A 25,529-nucleotide genomic window follows, 5' to 3' on the forward strand; every position below is an offset into this window, starting at 1 on the left:
GTCAGGGCAGGCGAGCAATATTGGCTTTAATGACCTCTACCGACTGGCGGAATTTTTGTTGCTCCTCTTCCGCCAGTTTCAGTTCTATAATCTGCTGAACCCCGCTCTGCGCCAGTACGGCCGGTACGCCAATCGCCACCTCATCGACGCCATATTCCCCCTGCAGAATGCAGGAGATCGCTAGCGCCCGGTGGCTGCCAGTAAAGATATTGCGGCAGATTTCAGCGATGGTTCCGGCGATACCGAACTCGGTGCACCCTTTACGGGCGTAAATCTCAAACCCTTGCTTGCGCACGCGTTCGGCCAGGGCGTCGAAGTCCAGGGTATTGCCGGTATGGTGTTGATAAACTTCGGCGATAGGTGAGCCGTAGACCGATGAGTGCGACCACACCGGGAACTGGGTATCCCCATGTTCACCCAGAATAAAGGCATCGATGCTCTGGGCGCCAATATCCAGCGCTTGCGCAAGGGTGCGGCGCAAACGGGTGGTGTCCAGCCAGACGCCAGTGCCGATCACCTGACTGCGCGGCAGGCCGGAGAGTTGCCACACCTGCCAGGTGATGATGTCGCACGGATTAGTGGCGATCAGGAAAATGCCCTTAAAGCCGCCCGCCATCATCTGCGGCACAATACTTTTGACAATGTTAGCCGTCGCGGTCAGCTCATCTAGGCGGGTCTGGCCGGGCTTTAACGCGCCGCCGGAAACGGTGATCACCGCGATATCCACATCCGCGCAGTCGCTCACTTCGCGGGTGGAAATGGTCATCATCCCCGGCATATAGGCCGCGGCGTCGGCCAGATCCCAGGCGTGCCCCTCGCTGCGCGCCTTATCAAGATCCACCAGCAGTAGCTCTTCGCAGATATTCTGGTTTAACAGGGCGTAAGCGGCGGAGGTGCCGACATTACCGGCGCCGATAATCATCACTTTACGGGCTTTGGTGTGCATTGTTTTTCCTGAGGTTTTAATCGTTAACTGCCTTCAACGTTACGCCGCGGGAACGGGCGGCGCAACGGGCGCGGGTAGCTATAAGTTTAAAATATGAATAACCCGTCATAGTGAAGGGGTAGGGTAGAGAAAAACGACAAAAGGAGCCTGCTATGTATTCCATTACCTCTGAATCACCCGCTCATCCGGACATCGTTACGCTGATTGCCGCGCTTGACCGGTATCAAGGCGAACTCTACCCGGCTGAAAGTAACCACCTGCTCGATCTAACGGCGCTGCCCGCCGACAGCCTGATTATGATGGCGATCCGCGATCTGCAGCTACGCGCCGTGGGATGCGGCGCCATTGTGCTGAACGGTGACGGTACCGGCGAGATGAAACGGGTCTATATCGATCCGACGCATCGCGGGCAGCACCTGGGAAACCGATTGCTGGCGGCGCTGGAGGATGAAGCCATGAGCCGCGGCTGCCATACTATCCGCCTTGAGACGGGCATTAAGCAGGATGCCGCCATTCGTCTTTATGCCCAGCAGGGATATCAGCTCTGCGAGGCTTTCCCGCCCTACGCCGCCGATCCGCTAAGCCATTTTATGGAGAAGGCGCTGGTGGCTGATGTTCGTTTAGCAGCGCTATAAATGCCTCCAGTTGCCGGGTCATTGCTCCCCGGCGCCAAACCAGCCAGGTGGTGAGCCAGCGCCAGTTTTCGGCCAACGGCCAGGCCTCGACCTGATGATGTCCGGGCATACTTTCCAGCATCGAGCGCGGCATCAGGGCAATACCCGCCCCGGCAATCACGCAGGCCAGCATGCCGTGATAAGACTCCATCTCGTGAATCCGACCGGGCGTGGCCCGGTCGGCATGGAACCAGCTTTCTAAATGACGGCGATAAGAGCAGTTTGCGCGAAACGCGTAAACGTCCTGACCACTTACCTCGGCGGCGCGCGCCACCTTCGCATGACCCGCCGGCACCACCAGCATCATCTCTTCCCGGTAGACCGGCATCCCTTCCAGCTCCGGATGCGTTAATGGCCCGTCAACGAAGGCCGCGCTGAGGGTCCCCTCCAGTACGCCGTCGATCATGGTGCCGGAGGGACCGGTCGCAAGAGCGAATTGTATGCGCGGATAGCGCTGGTTGAATTGCGCCAGCGAGGCGGGAATGCGCACCGCAGCGGTACTCTCCAGCGCCCCCAGAGAGAAAAGTCCCTGAGGTTCATCGCCGGCCACCACCATCCGCGCCTCATCCACCATGGCGAGGATCTGCCTGCTGTAACGTAAAAAATTATGCCCGGCAGGAGAAAGCCGCAGGCGCTGGTTTTCGCGGATAAAGAGCGCCACGCCCAGGTCGGCCTCCAGCTGTTTGATACGGGTGGTGAGGTTAGAAGGGACGCGGTGCACCTTCTGCGCCGCCAGGGTGATGCTCCCCGTCTGAGCTACGGCGTTAAACATTTCCAGCTGCGTTAAATCCATACCATTCTCGATTCGTGAAAAAGGTGGTCAATATTATTCATTTTTCAGAAATAGCAGACCAGGCCACACTTAGGCAACTGTTATTCACTGGAGCACAAGATGAACTACTCCTCAGCTACGCATGCTTTTTCGGTCAATCCGACGACCGGTGAAACCCTTGCCCGCTGGCCGTGGGCCACGGCGTCTGATGTTGAGACGGCGATCGCCAATGCTGATGCGGGCTACCGCCAGTGGCGTACCGTACCGCTGGCCAATCGCGCGCAGCTTCTGCGGGATCTCGGCGCGGCACTGCGCCAGCACGGCGAAGAGATGGCCCAGACCATTGTCCGTGAGATGGGCAAACCTCTTGTTCAGGCGCGGGGCGAAGTGGCGAAATCCGCCAGCCTTTGCGACTGGTATGCCGATCACGGTCCGGCGATGCTGAGCCCGGAAGCCACGCAGGTGGAAAAAGCGGTCATTGAGTACCGTCCCCTGGGGCCGATTCTGGCGGTGATGCCGTGGAACTTCCCGCTGTGGCAGGTATTACGCGGCGCGGTACCGATTATTCTTGCCGGTAACAGCTATCTGTTAAAACATGCGCCCAACGTGCTGGGATGCGCGGATCTGATCGCCCGGATATTTACCGCCGCCGGCTTCCCGCAGGGGGTATTCGCCCAGATCAACGCCACCAACGAAGGGGTGAGCCAGGCGATTAACGATCGGCGTATCGCCGCCGTGACCGTCACCGGTAGCGTACGCGCCGGGGCCGCCATTGGCGCCCAGGCCGGGGCGGCGCTGAAAAAATGCGTGCTGGAGCTGGGCGGTTCCGATCCCTTTATCGTGCTTAACGATGCCGATCTGGATCTGGCGGTCAAAGCGGCGGTCGCGGGGCGTTATCAGAACACCGGGCAGGTCTGCGCCGCCGCCAAACGATTTATTGTGGAAGCAGGCATTGCCGGGGCCTTTACCGAGCGCTTCGTCGCCGCCACCGCCGCACTGAAGATGGGCGCGCCGGAGCAGGAAGAGACCTTTATCGGGCCGATGGCGCGTTATGATCTGCGCGATGAACTGCATCAGCAGGTTCAGACCTCCCTGGCCGAAGGGGCGACGTTGCTGCTGGGCGGCGAGAAAATAGCGGGCGAGGGCAACTATTATGCGCCAACCGTACTGGGTAACGTTACGCCTGCAATGACCGCGTTTCGCCAGGAGCTGTTCGGGCCGGTTGCGGCCATCACCGTGGCGAACGATGCCGCCCATGCCCTGGCGCTGGCTAACGACAGTGATTTTGGCTTGTCGGCAACGGTCTTCACCACCAGCGATGCCACCGCGCAGCAGTTTGCGGATGGGCTGGAGTGCGGCGGGGTGTTTATCAACGGCTTTAGCGCCAGCGATGCCCGCGTGGCGTTCGGTGGGGTGAAAAAGAGCGGTTTCGGTCGCGAGCTGTCCCACTTTGGCCTGCATGAGTTCTGTAACGTGCAGACAGTGTGGAGAGATCGTCTGTAACAAAACCCGGTAAAGGCCTGCGGATCGCAGGCCTTTGTCATGCTGCTGAAATAGTTCTGTCATTTATAAACCGTAGACTCGCTGGCGTCTAACGTCTTGTTACAGAACACAAATATGAACCTAACGCAAATTTTTCGTCCCCTTGTTCAGCGACTCAGGCCACGGCAGTTTGGCCTGCTGGCGGGGATCTTCTGTATTATTGCGCTTTTCTCCGCACTGCAAATCTCCTCCTCCGTGCTGCTTACGTTCTCGCTGAGCGACGCCCAGCGCAACGATCAACGAAATCAACTCGCCCTGACCCAGCAGGAAAAGCTCGACGAGGCGCGTATCGCTCTGCTGTCGGCAAGCGATCTGCTCAACCGTGCCGGGGTCTACTTTATGCAGGACAAAGAGACAGGTTCTGAAGGGAGCTGGCAAAGCCTGATGGACGAGGCACGGAGCGCCCTCGCGGTCTCGGGAAAGGCCTGGGCAAGCTGGCAGGCAATGCAGCCGCGACAGGACGACGCGCTGGTGAGCAGCTATCAACTCTTCTTCGGTGCGATTCAGGAGCAGGCGGAAGGGCTCGTGAAAACGCAGTCCATTGATGCCTTCTTCGCCGTACCGGCTCAGGCATTCCAGGCCGATTTTAACGACAACTATGCGCGCTATCAGCAGACCAGTAGCCAGCTTGCCGCCGAGGGGCGCCAGCGTCTGACCAGTAGCCTGTCGAATCTGCAGACGCTGTTTATGCTGGCTCCGCTACTGCTGGTGGCCATTGCCGTACTGGTCTGGTTTGGCATGTCGCGCTGGGTCATTACACCGCTGCGCGGCCTGATTGGCTGGATCAATCAGCTGGCCGCGGGGGATCTTTCAGGTACGCCGCCTGCGATAAAACAGGTCAACCGGGAGATTTCGCAGCTGGATGACAGCATTCATACCTTGCAATGCGGTCTGCAGCAGCTGGTGAGACAGGTGAGCGACGCCACCACGGCGATGGTGGAGAACATCGGCTCGCTGGCCGAGGGGAACCGGGCGTTATATCACCAGTCCACCCTGCAGGCGCGAGAGCTGAAAGAGGTCACTGCCCATATCGCTACCCTTGAAACTCACGTGGAGGGCAATACCGGCTATGCGAAGCTCGCCAGCTCCCGCGCCGACGAGGCCCGCCAGGTGGCGGCAGGCGGGGATCGCATGATGGCTACCGTTAATGCCTCGATGGCGGCCATCGTCGAGCGCTCGTCTGAAATGCGCGGCATCGTAGCAATGATTGATAACGTCGCGTTTCAGACCAATATTCTGGCGCTCAATGCGGCGATAGAGGCGGCTCACGCCGGCAATCAGGGGCGAGGATTTGCCGTAGTGGCGCGGGAAGTCGGGCTGCTGGCCCGTAAGAGCAGCCACTCGACCCAAACCATCCAGGAGCTGATTAACCGCTCCCTGCAGGGGATCGATGACGGTTCGCAGGCGGTGACCCGGCTGGAAGATAACCTGCAGCAGGTCATGAGCCTGGTGGGGAATCTCTGCAGCCTGCTGAATGATATCTCGGTGGCGACCCTGAGCCAGGGAGAGAGCATTCACCATATGACCCGCCAGTTGCAGGGGTTGAACAACGTGGCGCAGCAAACCGATCTCCTGGTGAACACCGCCACCGAAGCGTCTCAACGCCTGCATGATGAGTCGGGCTTGCTGATTCAGGCGGTTTCGCGTTTTCGACTTCCAGCCTGACGCAACACATTCGCCTCTGGTATACTCCCAGCCCGTTTTTGGGCTGTGAGCAAGGAGTAAGACGTGGCTGCGGTCATCGACAATCAGATGCTGGAAGAGATTCTGGCGCAGGTGCGCCCATTACTGGGGCAGGGTAAGGTAGCTGATTACATCCCGGCGCTGGCCTCGGTAAAGGGCAATAAGCTCGGCATCGCCATCTGCACCCTCGACGGACAGCAGTTTCAGGCCGGGGATGCCACCGAACGCTTCTCAATCCAGTCGATCTCCAAGGTGCTAAGCCTCGTAGCGGCCATGCGCCAGTACGACGAGCACGAGATCTGGCAGCGCGTGGGAAAAGATCCCTCCGGACAGCCCTTCAACTCGCTACTCCAGCTTGAGATGGAACAGGGAAAACCGCGCAATCCCTTCATTAACGCCGGGGCGCTGGTGGTGTGCGATATGCTGCAAAGCCGCCTCAGCGCGCCGCGTCAGCGGATGCTGGAAATTGTGCGCCAGCTCAGCGGCCAGTCGGATATCACCTACGACACCACCGTGGCCCGTTCGGAGTTTGAACACGCGGCGCGCAATGCCGCCATTGCCTGGCTGATGAAGTCGTTTGGCAATTTCCACAATGACGTGACCACCGTTTTGCAAAACTATTTCCACTACTGCGCGCTGCGGATGAACTGCGTAGAGCTGGCGCGCACCTTCCTGTTTCTGGCCCACCAGGGTTCGGCTCCCCATTTGGGGCAGGAGGTGGTGTCACCGCTACAGGCACGGCAGATTAACGCCCTGATGGCGACCAGCGGCATGTATCAAAATGCCGGGGAGTTTGCCTGGCGCGTGGGGCTGCCGGCAAAATCGGGCGTGGGTGGCGGCGTGGTAGCGATTGTTCCCCATGAGATGGCCATTGCCGTCTGGAGCCCCGAACTGGACGAGACGGGTAATTCACTGGCGGGGGTGGCGGCACTGGAGCAGCTCACCCACCGACTGGGGCGTTCTGTATACTAATGACTGATTTCACTCCGCTGTTTACCCGGCTGGCACGTTCGCCGTTTCGTTCCCGTTTTCGTCTGGGAGTGAAAGAGCGACAGTACTGCTGGGATAAAGGGCCAGAAACTATCGATCAGCACGCGGCCGATTTTATTGCCAAACGGTTAGCTCCGGCGCGCCCGGCGAAGGATGGCAAACAGACGCCGATGCGTGGACACCCTGTGTTTATTGCACAGCATGCTACCGCGACCTGCTGTCGGGGCTGTCTTGCCAAATGGCATAATATTCCGGAAGGGGTTGCACTGACCGCCGCGCAGCAGCACTATGTTGTGCAAGTCATTCATTTCTGGCTGGTGCAGGAAATGAACGCAAAACATTGATGGGTACCGCAGTGTTACCTCTGTGTTATATATTGATGCTAATCTTTTACACTTCCGCCAGCCGCTAGATCATTGTCTGTCACAAGCAGTGATATGGATAGAGATTGAATGTCAGCTTCTCCTTTCTTCAGATTTACTTTCTTTGCTAAGAACAACCCGTTACGTAACGCGGTGTGGATCTTTTTGTTAACCACGCTGTTTTACTTTATCGGTGCGAAGTTACGTCTGATCGAAGCGCTGTCGGTCTTCTGGCCGCTTAATGGCGTGATGGCCGGGATTTTTGCCCGCTATATCTACCTCAACCGGTTGCGCTACTACGCCATCTCATACGTGGCGATGCTGGGTTACGATGCCATCACAACCAACTGGGGTATCGCCTCGCTGGTGATCAACCTCTCGAATATGGCGTTTATCGTTACCCTGGCGCTGCTGGTGATCCGCGATAAACGGCTCAATAAAGGTACGCCGGATCCGCTCAACGCCCTGCGTCTGTTTGGCTACTGTCTTGTGGCTGCGCTGTTTTGTGCGTTAATCGGGGCAGCGGGTGCTGTGGGTATTGCCAGTCAGACCTTCTGGCCGTCGGTGGCCGACTGGTTCAGTGAACAGTTCTCTACCGGGGTGCTGATTGTGCCCTGTTTGTTGACCATCCGGTGGCCTGAACTGACTCGTCAGGTTCGCCTGCAAAATTTGATGCCGGTGGCAGCGCTGATCGTCTCGGTCTTCGCCTCTGTCATGATCGGTGGTGCCGGGAGCCTTGCCTTCCCGCTGCCTGCGCTCATTTGGTGCGCGGTACGCTATTCAGTGCCGGCAACCTGTCTGTTGACCTTCGTGACCGGTGCCACAGAGATCACGCTTATCGCCAACTCGATTATTGATATCGCCGTGACGTCGCCCCTTACCACGCCGATGATGTTTTCGGCGCGTCTGGGGGTCGCTACCATGGCGATTTGTCCGGTGATGGTCGCAGTGAGCGTGGCGGCGATCAACTCGCTCATCCGCCAGGTCTCGCTGCGCGCGGACTATGATTTCCTGACCCGTGTTTACTCCCGGTCCGGACTGTACGAAGCGCTCAAACATGAGGAGTCGCATCGGCACCCTCGCTTCCTGACAGTGATGTTGCTGGATATCGATTACTTTAAAAGTATCAACGATAACTATGGCCATGAGTGCGGCGACAGGGTGCTCCAGGCGTTCGCAGAACAGGTGCAAACCACCGTGGGAGAGGATGGTCTGGTGGCGCGGATGGGGGGCGAAGAGTTTGCGGTGGTCGTCAACTCTCCATCGGCACAGCAGGGCTATGCGCTGGCCGAACGCATCCGGGCCTCTATTGAGCAGCATCCCTTCCACTGGCGTGGGCAGACGCTCTTCATCACGGTCAGCATTGGCCTGGGAAGCGGTAAATCTGAATCCTGGCAACTCACCGAGGTCTTTAACCGTCTGCTGACCGAAGCGGATGATTATCTCTATCGTTCGAAAAAAGCGGGACGAAATCGTACCAGTGGTCGGCTGGACGAAAGGGTTCAGCCTGCCGGGAATACTACCGCGCGTGAACAGGTATAACCGCGCAGACCAGTCTGGCTGCGGGGTTTATATCCTTGTTTAACAGATAAATATCTTGCTACGTATTTTTAACGCCAATACTATAACAGGGTGATTGTATCGGAAAAAACGTGTGATGAACGGAACTGACCAAATCAGTAAGCCCCCCCGCATACCAGGAAGTCGGTTCGTCAAACGCATGTACTTGATGCGGATCCTTGGCACCTTTCTTTGCTTTATCCCTATCTGCTCCGTCTTGTTAGAGCAACACCGCTCCGGCTGGCTAATTGGCCTGTTGGCGCTGAATGCCTTTGTCTGGCCAACTCTCGCCTGGATGCGCTCACGTCACTCCGCAACGCCGCTTAAAACCGAGCACCAGAACCTGATACTCGATGCAGGGGCCGGCGGTTTCTGGATTGCGATGATGGCCGCCAATCCGCTTCCTTCGGTGACCATTGCCACCATCCTGCTGGCGGATCGCCTGTCAGCAGGCGGTGTACCCTTAATGAAAAAGGCGCTGGGGCTGATGGTGGCCGTATTTCTGGCGACGTGGTTGACTCAGGGTATGGCACTGGTTGCTGAGGTGTCTCAACGTACCATGTACGCCACGCTGCCGCTGATTGCCGTCTATTCCCTGGCGCTGAGCGTGCTGACCGACAGCATTGCCATTCGCCTGCGCCTGAAATCCCGTGAGCTGGAACGCATCGCGATGATGGATCCGCTGCTGGATATCGCTAATCGCCGCCTGCTGGAAACACGCATCGATCATGAACTGAACAAGCTGCGTAAAAGCTGTCATGAATCGGCGCTGATGTTTATCGACATTGATAACTTCAAAGAGGTGAATGACCGTTTCGGCCACAAGGTAGGGGATATGCTTTTGGTGACAGTGTCACATATTCTGCATGTTGCTACCCGGACAACCGACACTCCCGCGCGGCTGGGCGGGGATGAGTTCGTCATTTTACTCCCTGACACCTCCCTCGAAGAGGCCCGGAGCGTGGCTACCCGTATTATGGATGCCGCTGCTATTATTGATGAAGTTGCCGATGAGCCGGTGCTGTGTACCGTAAGTATCGGTATTGCCAGCGCCACGAGAGAGATGAAGAGTGTTACTGACTGGTTACAGGCTGCAGACACCGCGCTCTATCAGGCGAAACGGGAAGGTAAAAACCGCATTTTTGCCCATTGATTCACTGCAAGATGCGCTAAGCTTTTAAAAAGGACGCCCTCCGGAGACGACATGAAACCACCCATATTCCCTGCCAACGAAGCGGAGCGTCTTGCATCGCTGCGCGATTCAGGTCTCCTTGAGGCCAATTTACACCCAACCTGCGATCGATTGACCAGGCTGGCGAAACGGTTATTTGATGTGCCCATGGCGATGGTGAATCTGGTGAGCGAGCATACCGTCCTGGTGAAGTCGGCCGTGGGCATGTCCGAGGCTGCCCAGCCACGGAACATCTCTTTTTGCGGGCATACCATTCTTTCATCCTCGGCGCTGATCGTGCCCGACACCCTGAAAGATGAACGTTTCCTCGATAACCCCCTGGTAACCGATGACCCGCCGGTCCGCTTTTATGCCGGTTATCCTCTCAGCCTGCCGAACGGGGCGGTCGTAGGTGCTCTGTGCCTGCTGGACAACCGGCCGCGACAGTTTAGCGAGCAGGATATCGCCAGTCTGCGTGACCTGGCGGCGCTGGCAGAAGTGGAGTTTTCTGCCGTCAGTTCGGCCATCACCGACGACCTGACCGGGCTCTATAACCGCCGGGGCTTCCACCATATGGCGACCTGGGGTATCAATAACGCCCGTCGTCGCGCCGAACCCCTGACGCTGGCCTGGCTCGATCTGGATCGTTTTAAGCAGATTAACGATCGTTATGGTCATGCGGATGGCGATGCGGCCCTGAAGGCCATGGCCGATTTGCTGAAAGCCACCTTCCGGGAGGCCGACGTGCTGGCGCGCTATGGCGGAGATGAGTTCGCCATTCTCTTTACCAACAGTGATGAGAAGGGCGCCTGGATTGCAATGCAGTTTCTAACGGAACAGGCGGCAGTCTGGAATGAGCACGCCCAGCACCCGTGGGCGCTCTCCTTCTCGTGGGGGGTGAGCGAGTTTGATCACGATCGCGATGACCTGCATAGCTGGTTACGCACCGCCGATGAGAAGATGTACTCCATGAAACAGCAGCGCGGTACCGGGCGCGTATCATAAGTAAATCCTCTTGTGTTAATAAAACGTTAAGAGCAAGCTGATGTGGTTGATTATGGAGAAAATAATGACCACATCACTCGCTATTTCATCTCTCTCGCGTGAACAAATCCTTACGCATCTTCCCGCTTTAGCCGACATTCTGCACAACTGCGTACAAGGTGGCGCATCGGTAAGCTTTATGTTGCCGTTTACCCAGGATCAGGCCTGCGATTTTTGGCGCGGCGTTGCCGATAGCGTTGGGCGTGGCGAACGCGTTGTACTGGCCGCGGCCCGCGCCGATGGCGAACTGATCGGTACAGTGCAGCTCATTACCGACCAGCCGCCAAACCAACCCCATCGCGCGGATGTCGCCAAGTTGCTGGTCCATGAAAATGCGCGTCGTCTCGGGGCCGGTCTACAGCTGATGCAGGCGCTCGAGCAGCACGCCCGTTCCCACAATAAAAGCGTGCTGGTGCTGGATACCGCCACCGGTAGCGGGGCGGAAACCTTCTATACCCGTACCGGCTGGCAAAAAGTGGGCGAGATCCCGCGCTATGCGCTGATGCCTGGCGGCGAAATGACGGCGACCTCGGTGTTCTACAAATTTTTATAGTCTTTAGCAAAACTGCTACAAGCTTTGATCAAAACGGGGGTTAGTGGTCGTAAAGTTTTGGTAAGTTATTACACCAATCTTATCAGGCTGTATGACTAATCATAAAAGGAACCCCCTAGTGAACACACTCAACCGTCGTGATTTCCCCGGTGCCCTCTACCCTGAACGTATCATCCAGTTTGGTGAGGGCAACTTCCTGCGCGCGTTTATCGACTGGCAGATTGACCAGCTAAACGAGCATACCGACCTCAATGCCGGCATTGCGATTGTGCGTCCGATTAAAAGTGATTTCCCCCCGTCACTCAGCACTCAGGACGGCCTGTATACCACCATCATTCGCGGTCTGAATGAGCAGGGTGAAGCCGTGAGCGACGCGCGCCTTATCCGCTCTGTTAACCGCGAGATCAGCGTCTACGATCAGTACGATGAGTTTCTGAAGCTGGCGCACAACCCGGAGATGCGCTTTGTCTTCTCGAATACCACCGAAGCGGGGATCAGTTACCACGCCGGAGATCGCTTCGACGACGCGCCTGCCGTCAGCTACCCGGCCAAACTGACCCGTCTGTTATTTGAGCGTTTCAGCCACTTTAACGGCGCCAGCGATAAAGGCTGGGTGATTATTCCTTGTGAACTGATTGACTATAACGGCGAGGCGCTGCGTGAGCTGGTGCTGCGTTATGCCCAGGAGTGGGCGCTGCCGGCGGCCTTTACTCAATGGCTGAACGAGGCCAACAGCTTCTGTTCCACCCTGGTTGACCGTATCGTCACGGGCTATCCGCGTGACGAAGTGGCGGCGCTCGAGAAATCTCTGGGTTATCACGACGCCTTCCTCGACACCGCCGAACACTTTTACCTGTTTGTGATTCAGGGGCATAAATCTCTGGCCGCCGAGCTGCGTCTCGACCAGTTGCCGCTTAATGTGCTGATTGTGGATGACATCAAACCCTATAAAGAGCGCAAAGTAGCCATTCTGAACGGGGCGCATACCGCGCTGGTGCCGGTGGCCTTCCAGGCCGGGCTGGATACCGTTGGCGAAGCGATGAATGATGCGCAGATCTGCGCCTTTGTTGAGAAAGCCATTTACCAGGAGATTATCCCGGTGCTGGATCTGCCGCGCGACGAGCTGGAGTCATTCGCCAGCGCGGTGACGGGGCGTTTCCGCAATCCGTACATTAAGCATCAACTGCTGTCGATTGCGCTCAACGGCATGACCAAATATCGCACCCGTATTCTGCCGCAGTTGCTGGCAGGGCAGCAGGCGAGCGGTAAACTCCCGGCGCGCCTGACCTTTGCGCTGGCTGCGCTGATTGCCTTCTACCGTGGTGAACGTAACGGCGAATCCTACCCGGTGCAGGATGATGCCCACTGGCTGACCCGTTTCCAGCAGCTCTGGGCTCAGCATCGTGATAAGCAGATCGCAACCAGCCAACTGGTCACTGCGGTTCTGAGCGTGAGCGAACACTGGGAGCAGGACCTGACGCAGGTGAAAGGTCTGGTCGAGCAGGTGACGCTGGATCTGGATGCGATTTTGCACCAGGGGATGCGTGCGGCGGTGGAGCCGCTGTGCTAATTCTTCTGCCTTAACTGTACCCGGCTGCGGCCGGGTTTTTCAGTAATCCTATTAGTTACAACATACTATTTTGCTTTTTTGATTAAGGTCGGGCACCGTGCGCACTGTCAGAGGTCTGGCAAGGGTGCAATACTTCTTTAACATACTTGCAACCGTGACAACGATCACGTTTAATAGTCGCCGCTCTTAATTCTTCAGAAGCTGACTATGATCGTTCGTCCTCAACAGCACTGGCTGCGGATGATATTTGTCTGGCACGGTTCGGTGCTGGTTAAAATTTCCTCCCGCCTGTTTCTTAATTTTTTGCTCTCTATTGCCGTCATTATCCTGTTGCCCTGGTATACCTCACTCGGCATCAAACTGACCGTAGCGCCATTCAGTATCCTTGGCGTGGCGATAGCGATCTTCCTCGGGTTTCGTAACAACGCCTGTTACTCACGCTATGTCGAGGCGCGGCAACTCTGGGGCCAACTGATGATTGCTTCCCGCTCGCTGTTCCGCGAGGTGAAAAACACGCTACCCGATGATCCGGCACTGGGTGAATTTGTGCGTCTGCAGATTGCCTTCGCCCATTGCCTGCGTATGTCGCTCCGCCGCCAACCGCAGGCCAGCCAGCTGGCGAACTACCTGTCACCCGAAAACCTGCGCCACACGATGGATTCCAGTACACCGGCAAATCGCATTTTGTTGATTATGGGGGAGTGGCTGGCCGTACGGCGCCGGGAAGGGCAGTTGTCCGATATCCTCTTTCACAGCCTCAATAACCGTCTGAATGATATGTCTGTGGTGCTGGCCGGATGCGAGCGTATTGCCAATACACCGGTACCGTTCGCTTATACGCTGATTTTGCATCGCACGGTCTATCTGTTCTGCATCATGTTGCCCTTCGCCCTGGTGGGGGATCTGCATTACATGACGCCGTTCGTTTCGGTGTTGATCTCCTATACCTTTATCTCTCTCGATGCGCTGGCAGAAGAGCTTGAAGAGCCCTTCGGCACTGAAAACAATGACCTGCCGCTGGATGCTATTTGTAATGCGATGGAAAGAGACCTCCTGCAGATGAACGACGAGCAAGAGATCCCGCCGCGCATCCTGCCTGATAAGTACTACCAGTTAACCTGAAACGGTTCGGGGCGGTTGGCAACCCTGGCACGCCTCGACGTTTATTATCCCATCGGCAGACGTAACCGGGCCGCCAGCCAGGCCTTGCGCGCAGGACTAACCTGCAGTAGCGTCGTTATCCTGTCCGCTATCTGGAAAGGAATCATGAATATCACCATCACGCCCGCGCAGCCTGAACAGCTTGCCGCGTTGCGCGCCATTGAATTGGCGGCATTTGATACATTACGGCTCGCCGGTGCGGTCAGCGGCGAGGCCTCTGCGGCAAGCCTGGACGAACTGGGTGCCTTGCGCGAGGAAGGGGTGTTACTGACGGCTTTGACGCCGGAGGCGGTGCCGGTCGGTTTTGCAGCAGGCAGCATGGAAGAGAACTGGCTTCATATTGCTGAAGTGGATGTGCACCCTGACTGGCAGCGTCAGGGCGTGGGGACTCAGTTGATGCGGGCGATACTTGATACCGGGCGAGCCCGTGGTCTTGTTGGGGCAACCCTGACAACCGATCGCCTGGCGGCGTTTAATGCGCGTTTTTACGCGACGCTGGGTTTTGAAATAATCGAAGGGTCCGCAAGGCCGTGTCATTTGGCGGATCGGATCACCGATGAAATCAACAGCGGGTTCGATCCCGCCAGACGTGTCGCTATGTTGATGCGCTTTTAATTGATGTAAAACCCGCCAGGCGATTCCCGGCGAGTTATCTCACAGGCTGGGATATTTCCCATCCTCATCCACCAGGTAAATCTGGGTTAAATACCATTTTTGCTTCTCCTGCTTAAAATGGTACTCATACACGGGCGAATAATACTCAGCCGACAGCTGGGTGGTGATAACCGCCTCCTGCTGTTGAATGTTTTTGCCGATAATTTTCTCCCGCGCCGGGTCGTGCGAAGCGTCGGAACCATACGCGACGGGCTCACCGTGAAAGTCAGGTTGGGTATATTTTTTTAGCAGTGCGGCATAATTTTGCTCCGCCGTTTTCATCGCATTGACATCATCTGGACGACGATTCTGGAAGGATTCATCGTTCCAGATTTTATAATCATGCTGAAATGCCACTACCATCTGCTCTGGTGATGTAGCCATTGCCTCAGTCATACATAGCACTCCCGAAAGGAATAAAAGCAGAGAAATCAGCCTGTTTTTCATCGTGTCTTATCCGCCTGCGCAGCCAGGGATGAAAGTTGCCATCCGGTCAAAAGGCCCGTTGCGGCCAACATTTATGCTCCATGATCTTCTCTCTTTTGCCACCAGCGCGGGGATAAACACGATTATCATCTCGCATAACTCCTTAAATTTAAAAAGATCAGAGCATAGCCAGTGGACTCCGCTTGCGCCAATCGTCTCGTGAAAGAGTAAAGAGCAGGCTCGGGGGCGCGTTCTTCACGTCGTCAACTTCACGGCTATAGGTCAGCCCCGTTTTCATCAGCACCTTTTGCGATGCGAGATGGTTACCCCGTACCACGGCAGAAATTTCACTCAGTCCGAGCGTCTCAAAGCCGTAATGCACGGCAGAGAGAGAAAACTCTGTTGCCAGTCCTTTACCCCAGGCGTCGGTGGCAAAACGATATCCGAGATTATTGATAGTGATGTCGGCATAACGGCTGATGCTTAATCCCCCAAAGCCAATGATCTGTTCAGGATTTTCGCGTAACGCGATCGCCCAGTTGCCGAATCCCTTATCGCGCCAGTGCATGAGCCAGCGTTCAAGCACCGCTTCTGCATGCTGGAGAGAGGGATAGGGGCCTGCGGGGTTAAATTGATTGGTCGCCGGGTCACCATAAATGCTGAACAGCATTTGTGCATTGGTCTCTGTGACAGGCCGAAGTTGCAGGCGTTTCGTTTCTACTATCACACTCTTCTCCCGGAGTTTATGGTCAGATGCTGCCATGAAAAGCATTGAACATTTTTAGCCCTGCGTAAAGCGCTAATAACAATGGTAAATGAGTACAAGGCTATGACGTTTCACCGGCCCTCCAGGCCATGACTCACTCCCGGATTGCCTCTTCCAGGAATTCGATAAACGCTCTGACCTTCGCATTCAGCGCCGATCGTTCATGAACACAGGCGAAAATCGTCATCGGCACGGATTCCGTATCGTGACAAAACAGAGGGACCAGCTGTCCATTATCAATAAAAGGCTGTGCGACAAAGCTTGCCAGACGCGCTATCCCGCCGCCGTTGACGGCAATTCTGGCAATAATATCAATATCATCACTGATAAATTTTGGGTTGAGTTTGGCGTTAACCTGCTGGCCGTTGACGGCGAATGTCCAGGGAAGGAAACGTCCATCTGTGGGATAACGAAATACCAGACAGGCGTGATGGCTCAGTTCATCCGGCGAGCTGGGAGTTCCGGCTAGCGCCAGATAGGCCGGTGCTGCGCAGAATACAAAGGGGAGGGAGGCGATTTTACGGGCGATAAGCTGATCGTTAAGTTGCGCCTCGATGCGGATACTCACATCCACCCCTTCGAGGCGATGATCGACGTTACGGTCGGTTGCGATCAGTTCCACCTCAATATCGGGAAAAGCCTGATTAAAAGCCGGCATGAGCGGGGCGATAACATGGCGACCAAACGCGGCCGTGGTGGCTATGCAGAGCGGGCCCTGCGGTCGACTCTCCGTGGCCGCGGCCTGCGAAGCGATCTCGATATCCTGAGGAATATGTCGAACTTTCTCGAAATAACGTTTTCCGTTTTCGGTTAACGTCATGCTCCGGGTGGTGCGCGAAATCAGACGCACCCCTAAATGCGACTCCAGCCGGGATAAGCTCTGGCTTACCGCCGCTGGGCTCATCCCTTTTGCCCGCGCCGCGGCAGCGATGCTTCCATTCTCGACCACCCGAATAAAATTGCTGATTAGCCCTAACACGTCCATCGCGTCTCCGAGGTTCTATTCATCACATTCTCTTAATAATGATTAAAGCACAGCCGCTCTACTGAGAGAACGCTTAACTTGTTAGTTTAGCGGCTGTTTTCACCTGACAAAATCAAGAAGGACGGTTCATGAACGACACCATCGCAAACAGAACTCCCCGTATTCGCTTGCCAAAGCACGCCTCGCCTTACGTTTTCGCACTCTATATGGCGACCATTATGGCCTTTCTGATGAGCCTGGTTATTACCCTGGCTGAATTCGGCGCCGGCCCGCATTACATGGAAAATGTGATGAATGCTTATCAGGTTGCCATGCCGGCGGCCTTTTTCTGCATCCTCGTGGTCCGTCCGGTGGTGAGCCGTCTGGTCGGATTGACGGTCCACGGCTGAAAACGGCTCGTTGTGCTATGACAAACAGAGGGATATCCTTTTATCTCTTACGGGATATCTCTTTGTTTAGCTTCGCAACCTTTGCAGGTTTCACGCTTATGCCAGACACGACTATCGAAACGCTTCTGGAAGCCCAGGGCCCCTGCGGTATGCTCAGGGGAACGTTACTCTCGCCGGTCCCTTCTCCTCAACAGGTCGTTTTCATTCTTCCCGGATCCGGACCCACCGATCGGGACGGCAATAACCCGCTGGGCGTGAGTGCGTCTACCTATCGACATTTGGCCCAGGCGCTGGCCGCGTACGGCATTGCTACGCTCCGTATTGATAAGCGCGGGATGTTCGCCAGCGCATCCGCCGTGCCTGATGCCAATGCCGTAACAGTGCAGGACTACGTTGATGATGTTCGTGCCTGGATAGCAGTGCTAAAACGCGAAGTGCCTACCGCCGCCGTCTGGCTACTGGGCCACAGCGAAGGCGGCGTCGTGGCGCTCGCTGCGCAGGAAGAGGAGGTAAAAGGGGTCATGCTGGTCGCAACGCCAGCGCGTCCGCTGGGTGAAATCTTGCGTCAGCAGCTGGCAAACGCCGCGCTTCAGGAGGAGGGCAGCGCTATTATTGCCGGGCTCGAGCAGGGTTGCCGTGTCGATGTTGCACACGCCCATCCGGCGTTGCAAAGCCTCTTTAATCCCGCTGTTCAAGGCTTTCTTATCGATCTCTTTTCCCGCCATCCGCAGGCCATGATCGCTACCGTGCGCAAACCGCTGCTGATTTTACAGGGCGAGCGCGACCTGCAGGTAGAGCCGGAGGAGGCCCGGCGCCTCAGCGCGGCTAACCCCAATGCCACTCTGGTCCTGCTCCCGGATACCAATCATGTACTGAAGTCGGTTTGCTCCGATAGCCTGCAAGAAAACATGGCGGCTTATTCCGATGCCTCGCTTCCGCTGGCGCCCGGGGTGGTCACTGCCATTACGCAATTTCTTGCCCGGCACTGAATATTGGCTCTGACATCCTGCCGCCTTTTCATGTTAAAACATTGTTACGCGTCTCGACGCGGAACACGCTGTGTTCATTTGAAACCGCACATCGCAAACGCCTGTGTTTCATAATCAAAAAATAACAACAATAAGGAGAGACGATGCAGTTGAGAAAAGCGCAGGCGCATGAAGCCGAAGCGTTGTGGAGTCTGCGCAATCTGGCGATCCGCCACGGTTGTGTCAGCAGTTATAGCCCGGAGATTATCCGTAACTGGACCCCAGAGGCCATGCCCGAACATTACCGTAAGATGATTATCGATAACCCGTTTTATGTTATCGATGCCCAGGGCGTACTGGTCGCCAGCGGTTATCTCGATCTGAATGCTGCGAGCGTAGAAGCGATTTTTACCCTGCCAGGCTACACCGGCAAAGGGCTGGCATCGCAAATTATTGCGGCTATTAAAGATGAGGCGATCGCGCGGGGTATAGCCCGGCTGACGCTCGAAGCGACACCGAATGCCGCCGATTTTTACCTGCGCCACGGGTTTGAGTGGCTGGGTGAGAGTATGCACCCGTCGGCAATGGCCCGCGCCGAGCTGCGCTGCGTCAATATGGCCATCACCCTCTAAATTTTTCCCTTGTTTGTATCACAGTGTATATAGCGCCGGGTCCGATACGCAGGCATGCAGTTCGGCCCCTTTGTGCACACATTATCCTTACACTGGCATGTTGTTATGTCCGGGTAAACACAACCCGGAGACAGACAAATGAAAAACAAACTGGCTTATTCAACCCTGGTCGCAGCCCTCTCTCTTTCAACCGTGATGGCCTGTCAGGCCGAAGCGGCAGGGACGGATTACCGTGCCGCATTTAATCGGCTGCATCAGATCAACGCCGGTGACCTGAACGTCGGTTACGTTGATATCGGCCCAAAAAATGGCGAACCGGTGATTTTGCTGCACGGCTGGCCCTACGACATTAGCAGCTATGCCGAGATAGCCCCGGCGCTGGCGGCGAAAGGTTATCGCGTCATTGTTCCTTATAACCGCGGGTTTGGTACCACCCGTTTTCTCTCCTCGAAAACTCCGCGAAATGGGCAACCTGCCGCCATGGCGAAAGATGTCATTAATCTGATGGATGCGCTTAACATCAAACAGGCGGTTTTCGCAGGTTACGACTGGGGCGCCAGAACGGCGGATATCGTGGCGGCGCTGTGGCCTGAGCGGGTCAAATCGTTGGTTTCGGTGAGCGGTTATCTGATTGGTAACCAGCAGGCGGGTAAAAAACCGCTGCCGCCGCAGGCCGAATTACAGTGGTGGTATCAGTTCTACTTCGCTACCGAACGCGGCGAGAAGGGCTATGCCGCAAACACCCACGACTTTGCGAAGCTGATCTGGACTCTGGCCTCACCGGGCTGGAAATTTAGTGATGCCACCTTTAATCGCAGCGCTAAAGCGCTGGATAACCCGGATCATGTGGCGGTCACCATCAGCAACTACCGGTGGCGTCTGGGTCTTGAGCGCGGCGAGAAAAAATACGACAACTACGAGCAAAAACTGGCGGCGGCCCCTGTTATCACCGTGCCTACCATTACCATCGAAGGGGATAATAACGGCGCACCGCATCCGCTGCCGGCCGCCTATGCCGCCAAATTTACCGGCAAATATGAGCACCGCACCTTTACGGGCAATATAGGGCACAACCCGCCGCAGGAAGATCCACGCGATTTTGTTCAGGCCGTGGTGGATGCGGACCATCTTTAAGCAAACTATGCTAATTTCTGCGTATCCCTTATTAACAGGAGCTTACCGTGGATGCAGCTGACCATATCCTTGTCGTCGATGACGACAGGGATATTCGTGAACTGATCGTTGATTACCTGCATAAGTCGGGCTACCGCGCGACCGGGGCGGCCAACGGCAAAGAGATGCGCGCCGTGCTTGATAAACAACATATCGATCTGGTGGTGCTGGATGTCATGATGCCCGGCGACGACGGTTTGACGCTCTGCCGCCAGCTGCGTAGCGATAAGCACCAGGATCTACCGGTATTGATGCTCACCGCCCGCAGCGACGATATGGACCGCATCCTTGGGCTGGAGATGGGGGCCGATGACTACCTGGTGAAACCCTTTGTTGCCCGGGAGTTGCTGGCGCGCATTAAAGCGATTCTGCGTCGTTTTCGTACCCTGCCACCTAATTTGCAGGTGACAGAAGCCGGGCGGATCATTGCCTTTGGGGAGTGGCAGCTGGACACCAGCGCCCGCCATCTGCTGGATGCCGCAGGGACGATCGTGGCGCTGAGCGGGGCGGAGTACCGTCTCCTGCGGGTGTTTCTGGATCATCCCCAGCGCGTGTTAACCCGCGACCAGCTTCTCAACTTCACTCAGGGGCGAGACGCCGAGCTGTTCGAGCGCTCTATCGACCTGCTGGTGAGCCGTGTGCGACAACGCCTGAACGAGGATGCCCGTACCCCGGCCTATATCAAAACCGTGCGCAGCGAAGGCTATGTCTTCTCCATGCCGGTCAGCATCGTTGAGGCGCGAAAATGAAATTCTGGCCACGTTCGCTCCTCTATCGGTTGCTGCTGATTGTGCTGCTGGGACTGCTGCTGGCCAACGGCCTGAGCCTGACGCTGGTGATGATCGAAAGAATGAGCAGCGTCCGTAACGTGATGTTGGGAAACCTCGAGCAGGATGTTGCCACCAGCGTGGCAATCCTCGACAGGCTGCCTGCCGATGAGCGGGCGGAGTGGCTGCCCCAGCTGGCGCGGGGCAATTACCGCTACCTTTTGGGCGAGGGGGAGCCCGGCAACCCGCCGCACGACGCCCGATCCCGGGATGCCATCCGCACCATTACCGACACCCTTGCGGGCCGCTACCCGCTGCGCTTTACCGCCGTACCGGGGCCTGTGTCGCACATTCAGGCTCATGTCACCCTGCGCGACGGCGCGCCCCTTACCATCGATCTGATCCCGCGCATGCCGCCGGTGGCCCGCTGGTTACCGGTGGTGTTTATCCTGCAGGTATTGCTTGTAGCGCTCTGCTCCTGGCTGGCGGTCCGGCAAGTGGTGCGTCCGTTTACCCGATTCACCCGGGCGGTGGATGCGCTGGAGCCAGCCAGCCAGCCCCTGACGCTGGCCGAACAGGGGCCGCTGGAGGTGCGCCAGGCTGCGCGGGCCTTTAACGCCATGCAGCAGCGAATCCAGGCTTATTTACAGGAGAGGGCGCAGATCCTGGCCGCCATCTCTCACGATTTGCAAACCCCGATTACCCGTATGAAACTGCGTGTCGAAATGGCCGATCAGCCAGAGCTGCGCGATAAGCTGACCGCCGATCTGGATAATATGACCCGACTGGTGCGGGAGGGGATCGCCTTTGCCCGCTCGTCCGGATCGTCTGAAGAGACGCCCCGGCGTCTGGATCTGCACGCTTTTATTGACACCCTGGTGTGCGACTATCTCGACATTGGGAAAAACGTGCAATTTCGTGCAAACGGCGTCGGACAGCCGCTGACGACACGCCCGCAAGCCTTGCGCCGGGTAGTGACTAACCTGCTGGATAATGCTCTGAAATTTGGTGATGCCGCCGACGTGACGCTCAACTTTGCTCCTCGTGAGGTCAGTATCGTTGTGGCTGATAACGGACCGGGGATCCCGCAGGATGAACTGGCCGCCGTGCTGCAACCTTTTTATCGAGTGGAATCTTCCCGTAATCGCGAAACGGGCGGTACGGGGTTAGGGCTGGCGATTGCCGCCCAGCTCACCGGCCAGATGGGCGGAAAACTGCAGCTCGTTAACCGCCCGGAGGGAGGACTGGCAGTAACCGTGACTTTACCTGCTACGCAAATGTAGTCTTTTGTATCCGCCTGGGTCGTAGATACCCAGGCTGACAAATCTCGCTTTTCTACACATATCCCGCACACATCACTCCGCTGTAATAACCCCACTGCGCCGTTGCAGATAACTGCTTAGTGAGGTTGATATGACGCTGTTAATCGCTTTTTTTGGGGGCATGGTAAGCCTGCTCAGCCCCTGCACGCTGCCGGTGATCCCGCTGCTCTTTGCCGGATTTCGTGGCCAGCCCCGGCAGATAGCCGCCATGCTGGCTGGCATGGTAATGATGTTTACCCTGGTTGCCGGGCTTATCACCGTCGCCAGCGACTGGGTAATTGATGCCACGCTGGTGGGGCGCTGGCTGGCCCTTGCGGTGCTGGCAATGGCCGCCGTGTCGCTGATTTTTCCGGGCGTAGCCCTGCGCGTGGCGGGCCCCGCGTTGAAGCTGGGGAATGTGCTTAATGACCAGAGCCATAAAACGCGCGGGTTGGTCTCCGCCGGGCTCGCAGGCATGGCGGTAGGGTTACTGTGGTCACCCTGCGCCGGGCCGATATTAGGGGCGATCCTCAGTCTGGGGCTGGCGGGTGAAAGTGCCCTGACCAACGGAGCGCTTCTGGCAGCCTATGGCAGCGGTTGCGCTGTGATGCTGGCGCTGTTGGCCTTTTGTGGTCAGCGGGTGTTAACTCGCCTGAAAGCCAGCGGAGGAGTGATGGAAGGGCTGCGCAAAACCGCCGGTGTGATGATGCTGGGCACCGTAGTACTCACCGCCAGCGGGATGAACAGCTTGTTACAGGGGGCAAATGGCGTGGCCGATCGGGTCGAGCAGCGCCTGTTACAATGGGCTCCCGATATCACACGACCGGCGAAGTTACAGCCGGTGGTAGATACGGCCCCGTCCAGCGCGATGCCTTCCCTCAGCGGTGGCACGGCATGGATTAACGGTGAGCCGGTCACGCCCGCGTCGTTAAAGGGCAAAGTGGTATTGATTGATTTCTGGACCTGGGACTGCATCAACTGCCAGCACACGCTCCCGCATGTCCGGGAGTGGGCAAAAAAATATGCTGACCAGGGGCTGGTAGTCATTGGCGTACATACCCCGGAGTACCCCTGGGAAAAACCGCTCGACTCGGTGAAAAAGGCGGTAGCGAAGTGGCAAATCCCTTACCGCGTCGTTACAGATAATAACTACAAAATCTGGACGGCGTTTGGTAATCAATACTGGCCCGCACACTACTATTTTGATGCCAAAGGGCAACTCCGTTACACCGCGTTTGGTGAAGGAGATTATGCAAAACAGGAGCAGGTTATTCAGCAATTACTTAAAGAGGCCAGAACCTGATTGTTTAAATAAATTCCCCTGATTTTTATTTTACCGCTTTATATCATGACGGCGCACATTATCCATATGTGCGCTTTTCGCGTGAATTTATTTCAAGCAAAATTAACGATCCGTGCGCTAATGCTTTTACTGTTTTACATACATTTACAGGAGTGATAACAATAATGCCCTGCAACCTTATTCAGGTTGTATTTTGGCAAGTGGCAGATTATCAGGGTATAAAAAAATGAAAATTAATCAACTGAGCATGCTGATTAGCGCAGCCATGCTCTGCACAACCGCACACGCAGCAGAGATTTATAATAAAGATGGCAACAAACTGGATCTTTATGGTTTAGTTTCCGCAGAGCATTATTTTTCTAACAGCAGTGATAACGATGGCGACCAGACTTATATGCGTCTGGGTTTCCGCGGTGAAACTCAGGTTAACGAGCAGATTACCGGGTATGGCCAGTGGCAGATGCACATCGATGCTACTAAATCCGAAGGCGAAAGCAATAACCCGCGTACCCGTTATGCGTTTGCGGGGCTGAAATTCGCCGATTATGGCTCTATTGATTACGGCCGTAATAAGGGCGTGGTCTATGATTCGCTGGCCTATACCGACATGCAGCCAGAGTTCGATGGCATGACCTACGGTTCCGATCAGTTCCTTTTCAGCCGTACCAATGGTGTGCTGACCTACCGCAACACCGACTTCTTCGGTCTGGTTGATGGGCTCAACGTTGCGCTGCAGTATCAGGGTAAAAATGATGGCGGCGGGGAGCCGGGCGTGCGTGACGTACTGCGCCAGAATGGTGACGGCTTCGGGGCCTCTGTTACGTACGACATCGGTGCGGGCTTTAGCGTAGCGGGCTCGATGATGAGTTCTGACCGTACTAATGAACAAAATACCGCCGCCGGTATTATGGGTAGAGGTAAACGGGCCGAAGCGTATTCTGGTGCCATTAAGTATGATGCTAATAATGTCTATTTAGCGGCGATGTTTACCCAGGCCTATAATGCCTCCCGATTTGGTTCTCGCTCCAGTGACAGTGCCTATGGTTACGCCAATAAATCACAGATTATGGAATTCTACGCCGGTTATCTGTTCGATTTTGGGCTGCAACCTTTCGTCGCTTATGATGTATTAAAAGGTAAAAATCTCGGCAGGGCGGTATCCGGAAATACCTACGGTGACGAAGATCTGATTAAATATGTCGATTTTGGTGCGACCTATAACTTCAACAAAAATATTAACGTATTTGTAGATTATATGGTTAACCTGGTTGATGAAGATCGGTTTACCCGTGAAGCTGGTATTAATACCGACGACGTGGTCGCCGTCGGCGTGGTGTATCAATTCTGATTCACCTCAGGGTTCGCGTCTGGCAACAATAAACAGGCGCGGATAGGCAAGCAATATCTGGCCGTTCTCCTGTAGCGGATAGTGCTCTTCCAGTAGCTGATGATAGCGGAGCAGATAATTTTTCTGTTCGCTCTCATTCAGCTCCTGTAGCCATGGGCGTAAGCCCGTGGCGCTCACCCAGTCTATAATCGCCTGGTGCGACGCCATCTGATGGTAATAGGTGGTTCGCCACAATGTCACGTCACATCCCGCTTCGCTCAAAATATCATGATAAGCATGCACCCCCGGTAACGCTTCCCGTCCCCGATCCGGGTAACCTTGTTCCCAGGCCACTTCGCGCATCAGGACGTGGGTCGGCTCTTGCCAGTTATCCGGCATCTGTACTGCCAGCACGCCGTTCATTTTTAACAGCGAGACCAGTTTCGGCAGCAGATCGTAGTGGTCGGGTACCCACTGTAACGAGGCGTTAGCAAAGATCAGATCCAGGGGGCGATCCGGGCGGTAGTGACGGATATCTTCCTGCAGAAAGTGACAGTCGGGCAGGGTGCGGCTGGCTTCTGCAATCATCGCGGATGAGCTATCGACCCCGGTGATATGGGCCGTGGGCCAGCGCTGATGCAGCAGGGCGGTGCTGTTGCCCGGGCCACAGCCGAGATCGACAATCTGATCAGCGGCTTCGACGTTTACGCGGGAAAGCAGATCGATGGCCGGGCGGGTACGCTCCGAGCCATAGTGCAGATATAAGGTGGGGTTCCAGTCATCCATCGTAGCGCCTCCTGTTTTTATGAA

The 25,529-nt window shown here is 56.2% G+C and carries 26 protein-coding genes; 20 read left to right on the top strand and 6 right to left on the bottom strand.

Translation table 11 applies throughout. The features are described 5' to 3' along the window. Nucleotide 1 precedes the first annotated feature (1 nt). Nucleotides 2–946 (bottom strand): L-lactate dehydrogenase, encoded by a 945-nt coding sequence (locus B3B59_RS10365; RefSeq protein ID WP_286808915.1) that lies wholly within the window; start codon nucleotides 944–946, stop codon nucleotides 2–4. A gap of 152 nt (nucleotides 947–1,098) precedes the next feature. On the opposite strand from B3B59_RS10365, the gene B3B59_RS10370 reads away from it, so the two are divergent. After that, nucleotides 1,099–1,581 (top strand): GNAT family N-acetyltransferase, encoded by a 483-nt coding sequence (locus tag B3B59_RS10370; RefSeq protein ID WP_286808916.1) that lies wholly within the window; start codon nucleotides 1,099–1,101, stop codon nucleotides 1,579–1,581. Here B3B59_RS10370 and ptrR read toward each other — a convergent pair. Then, nucleotides 1,535–2,413: a putrescine utilization regulator PtrR gene (ptrR, locus tag B3B59_RS10375; RefSeq protein WP_286808917.1), complete on the bottom strand. Its 879-nt coding sequence runs from the start codon at nucleotides 2,411–2,413 to the stop codon at nucleotides 1,535–1,537. The two genes, B3B59_RS10370 and ptrR, sit on opposite strands and share 47 nt — an antisense overlap. A gap of 99 nt (nucleotides 2,414–2,512) precedes the next feature. On the opposite strand from ptrR, the gene sad reads away from it, so the two are divergent. From sad to B3B59_RS10430, 11 genes are all read left to right on the top strand, one after another. After that, nucleotides 2,513–3,895, top strand: coding sequence for a succinate-semialdehyde dehydrogenase (sad, locus tag B3B59_RS10380; protein ID WP_233802466.1), 1,383 nt, complete (start codon nucleotides 2,513–2,515; stop codon nucleotides 3,893–3,895). A 114-nt stretch (nucleotides 3,896–4,009) separates the two neighbouring features. After that, nucleotides 4,010–5,599 carry a methyl-accepting chemotaxis protein gene (locus B3B59_RS10385; protein WP_046885618.1) on the top strand — a complete coding sequence of 530 codons (1,590 nt, stop codon included), beginning with the start codon at nucleotides 4,010–4,012 and terminating at the stop codon, nucleotides 5,597–5,599. Nucleotides 5,600–5,662: 63 nt separating this feature from the next. Continuing rightward, on the top strand, nucleotides 5,663–6,589 hold the full coding sequence (glsB, locus tag B3B59_RS10390; RefSeq protein WP_040075734.1) for a glutaminase B: 927 nt from the start codon (nucleotides 5,663–5,665) through the stop codon (nucleotides 6,587–6,589). Continuing rightward, the gene (locus B3B59_RS10395) at nucleotides 6,589–6,951 is read left to right on the top strand and encodes a DUF4186 domain-containing protein (protein WP_286808918.1); all 363 of its coding nucleotides are present in this window, start codon (nucleotides 6,589–6,591) and stop codon (nucleotides 6,949–6,951) included. Before glsB ends, B3B59_RS10395 begins: the two co-directional genes overlap by 1 nt. 108 nt (nucleotides 6,952–7,059) lie before the next feature. Continuing rightward, a complete protein-coding gene (locus tag B3B59_RS10400; RefSeq protein ID WP_286808920.1) occupies nucleotides 7,060–8,511 on the top strand; it encodes a GGDEF domain-containing protein in 1,452 nt (483 codons plus the stop codon). A 178-nt stretch (nucleotides 8,512–8,689) separates the two neighbouring features. Next, the gene (locus tag B3B59_RS10405; RefSeq protein ID WP_212476155.1) at nucleotides 8,690–9,682 is read left to right on the top strand and encodes a sensor domain-containing diguanylate cyclase; all 993 of its coding nucleotides are present in this window, start codon (nucleotides 8,690–8,692) and stop codon (nucleotides 9,680–9,682) included. A gap of 51 nt (nucleotides 9,683–9,733) precedes the next feature. Continuing rightward, nucleotides 9,734–10,705, top strand: a complete 972-nt coding sequence (locus B3B59_RS10410; protein ID WP_046885622.1) for a sensor domain-containing diguanylate cyclase — start codon at nucleotides 9,734–9,736, stop codon at nucleotides 10,703–10,705. A gap of 64 nt (nucleotides 10,706–10,769) precedes the next feature. Continuing rightward, nucleotides 10,770–11,297: a GNAT family N-acetyltransferase gene (locus tag B3B59_RS10415; protein ID WP_233802461.1), complete on the top strand. Its 528-nt coding sequence runs from the start codon at nucleotides 10,770–10,772 to the stop codon at nucleotides 11,295–11,297. Between the two features lie 118 nt (nucleotides 11,298–11,415). Further along, nucleotides 11,416–12,867 carry a tagaturonate reductase gene (locus B3B59_RS10420; protein ID WP_286808924.1) on the top strand — a complete coding sequence of 484 codons (1,452 nt, stop codon included), beginning with the start codon at nucleotides 11,416–11,418 and terminating at the stop codon, nucleotides 12,865–12,867. Between the two features lie 207 nt (nucleotides 12,868–13,074). Next, nucleotides 13,075–13,989 carry a bestrophin family protein gene (locus tag B3B59_RS10425; RefSeq protein ID WP_040075725.1) on the top strand — a complete coding sequence of 305 codons (915 nt, stop codon included), beginning with the start codon at nucleotides 13,075–13,077 and terminating at the stop codon, nucleotides 13,987–13,989. A 144-nt stretch (nucleotides 13,990–14,133) separates the two neighbouring features. Beyond that, nucleotides 14,134–14,643 (top strand): GNAT family N-acetyltransferase, encoded by a 510-nt coding sequence (locus B3B59_RS10430; protein ID WP_286808925.1) that lies wholly within the window; start codon nucleotides 14,134–14,136, stop codon nucleotides 14,641–14,643. A gap of 39 nt (nucleotides 14,644–14,682) precedes the next feature. Here B3B59_RS10430 and B3B59_RS10435 read toward each other — a convergent pair whose 3' ends face one another. From B3B59_RS10435 to B3B59_RS10445, 3 genes are all read right to left on the bottom strand, one after another. Continuing rightward, on the bottom strand, nucleotides 14,683–15,129 hold the full coding sequence (locus tag B3B59_RS10435) for a hypothetical protein (protein ID WP_233802458.1): 447 nt from the start codon (nucleotides 15,127–15,129) through the stop codon (nucleotides 14,683–14,685). A gap of 157 nt (nucleotides 15,130–15,286) precedes the next feature. After that, on the bottom strand, nucleotides 15,287–15,835 hold the full coding sequence (locus tag B3B59_RS10440) for a GNAT family N-acetyltransferase (RefSeq protein WP_286808926.1): 549 nt from the start codon (nucleotides 15,833–15,835) through the stop codon (nucleotides 15,287–15,289). Nucleotides 15,836–15,968: 133 nt separating this feature from the next. Then, on the bottom strand, nucleotides 15,969–16,859 hold the full coding sequence (locus B3B59_RS10445) for a LysR family transcriptional regulator (RefSeq protein ID WP_212476144.1): 891 nt from the start codon (nucleotides 16,857–16,859) through the stop codon (nucleotides 15,969–15,971). Between the two features lie 128 nt (nucleotides 16,860–16,987). Between B3B59_RS10445 and B3B59_RS10450 the strand changes: the two genes are divergently transcribed. The 8 genes from B3B59_RS10450 (at nucleotide 16,988) to ompC (ending at nucleotide 24,740) form a co-directional block, all read left to right on the top strand. Next, nucleotides 16,988–17,248 (top strand): DUF2798 domain-containing protein, encoded by a 261-nt coding sequence (locus B3B59_RS10450; RefSeq protein WP_046885629.1) that lies wholly within the window; start codon nucleotides 16,988–16,990, stop codon nucleotides 17,246–17,248. Nucleotides 17,249–17,346: 98 nt separating this feature from the next. Beyond that, nucleotides 17,347–18,237 (top strand): alpha/beta hydrolase, encoded by an 891-nt coding sequence (locus tag B3B59_RS10455; protein ID WP_286808927.1) that lies wholly within the window; start codon nucleotides 17,347–17,349, stop codon nucleotides 18,235–18,237. Between the two features lie 143 nt (nucleotides 18,238–18,380). Beyond that, nucleotides 18,381–18,848, top strand: a complete 468-nt coding sequence (locus B3B59_RS10460) for a GNAT family N-acetyltransferase (RefSeq protein WP_286808928.1) — start codon at nucleotides 18,381–18,383, stop codon at nucleotides 18,846–18,848. Nucleotides 18,849–18,986: 138 nt separating this feature from the next. Continuing rightward, entirely contained in the window at nucleotides 18,987–19,982 is a 996-nt protein-coding gene (locus tag B3B59_RS10465) for an alpha/beta fold hydrolase (RefSeq protein WP_286808929.1), read from the top strand. Nucleotides 19,983–20,029: 47 nt separating this feature from the next. Next, complete coding sequence (locus B3B59_RS10470) at nucleotides 20,030–20,770, top strand: response regulator (RefSeq protein ID WP_286808930.1); 741 nt, start codon at nucleotides 20,030–20,032, stop codon at nucleotides 20,768–20,770. Beyond that, nucleotides 20,767–22,071 carry an ATP-binding protein gene (locus tag B3B59_RS10475; RefSeq protein ID WP_286808932.1) on the top strand — a complete coding sequence of 435 codons (1,305 nt, stop codon included), beginning with the start codon at nucleotides 20,767–20,769 and terminating at the stop codon, nucleotides 22,069–22,071. Before B3B59_RS10470 ends, B3B59_RS10475 begins: the two co-directional genes overlap by 4 nt. A 130-nt stretch (nucleotides 22,072–22,201) precedes the next feature. Then, complete coding sequence (locus B3B59_RS10480) at nucleotides 22,202–23,392, top strand: cytochrome c biogenesis protein DipZ (RefSeq protein WP_286808933.1); 1,191 nt, start codon at nucleotides 22,202–22,204, stop codon at nucleotides 23,390–23,392. A 226-nt stretch (nucleotides 23,393–23,618) separates the two neighbouring features. Continuing rightward, the gene (gene ompC / locus B3B59_RS10485; protein WP_286808934.1) at nucleotides 23,619–24,740 is read left to right on the top strand and encodes a porin OmpC; all 1,122 of its coding nucleotides are present in this window, start codon (nucleotides 23,619–23,621) and stop codon (nucleotides 24,738–24,740) included. 6 nt (nucleotides 24,741–24,746) lie between these two features. Here the strand turns inward: ompC and tam are convergent, their stop codons facing one another. Further along, entirely contained in the window at nucleotides 24,747–25,505 is a 759-nt protein-coding gene (tam, locus tag B3B59_RS10490) for a trans-aconitate 2-methyltransferase (RefSeq protein ID WP_286808935.1), read from the bottom strand. Between the last annotated feature and the right edge of the window lie 24 nt (nucleotides 25,506–25,529).

The sequence above is a fragment of the Leclercia sp. UBA2479 genome (assembly GCF_002341985.1).
GTDB lineage: Bacteria > Pseudomonadota > Gammaproteobacteria > Enterobacterales > Enterobacteriaceae > Enterobacter > Enterobacter pneumoniae.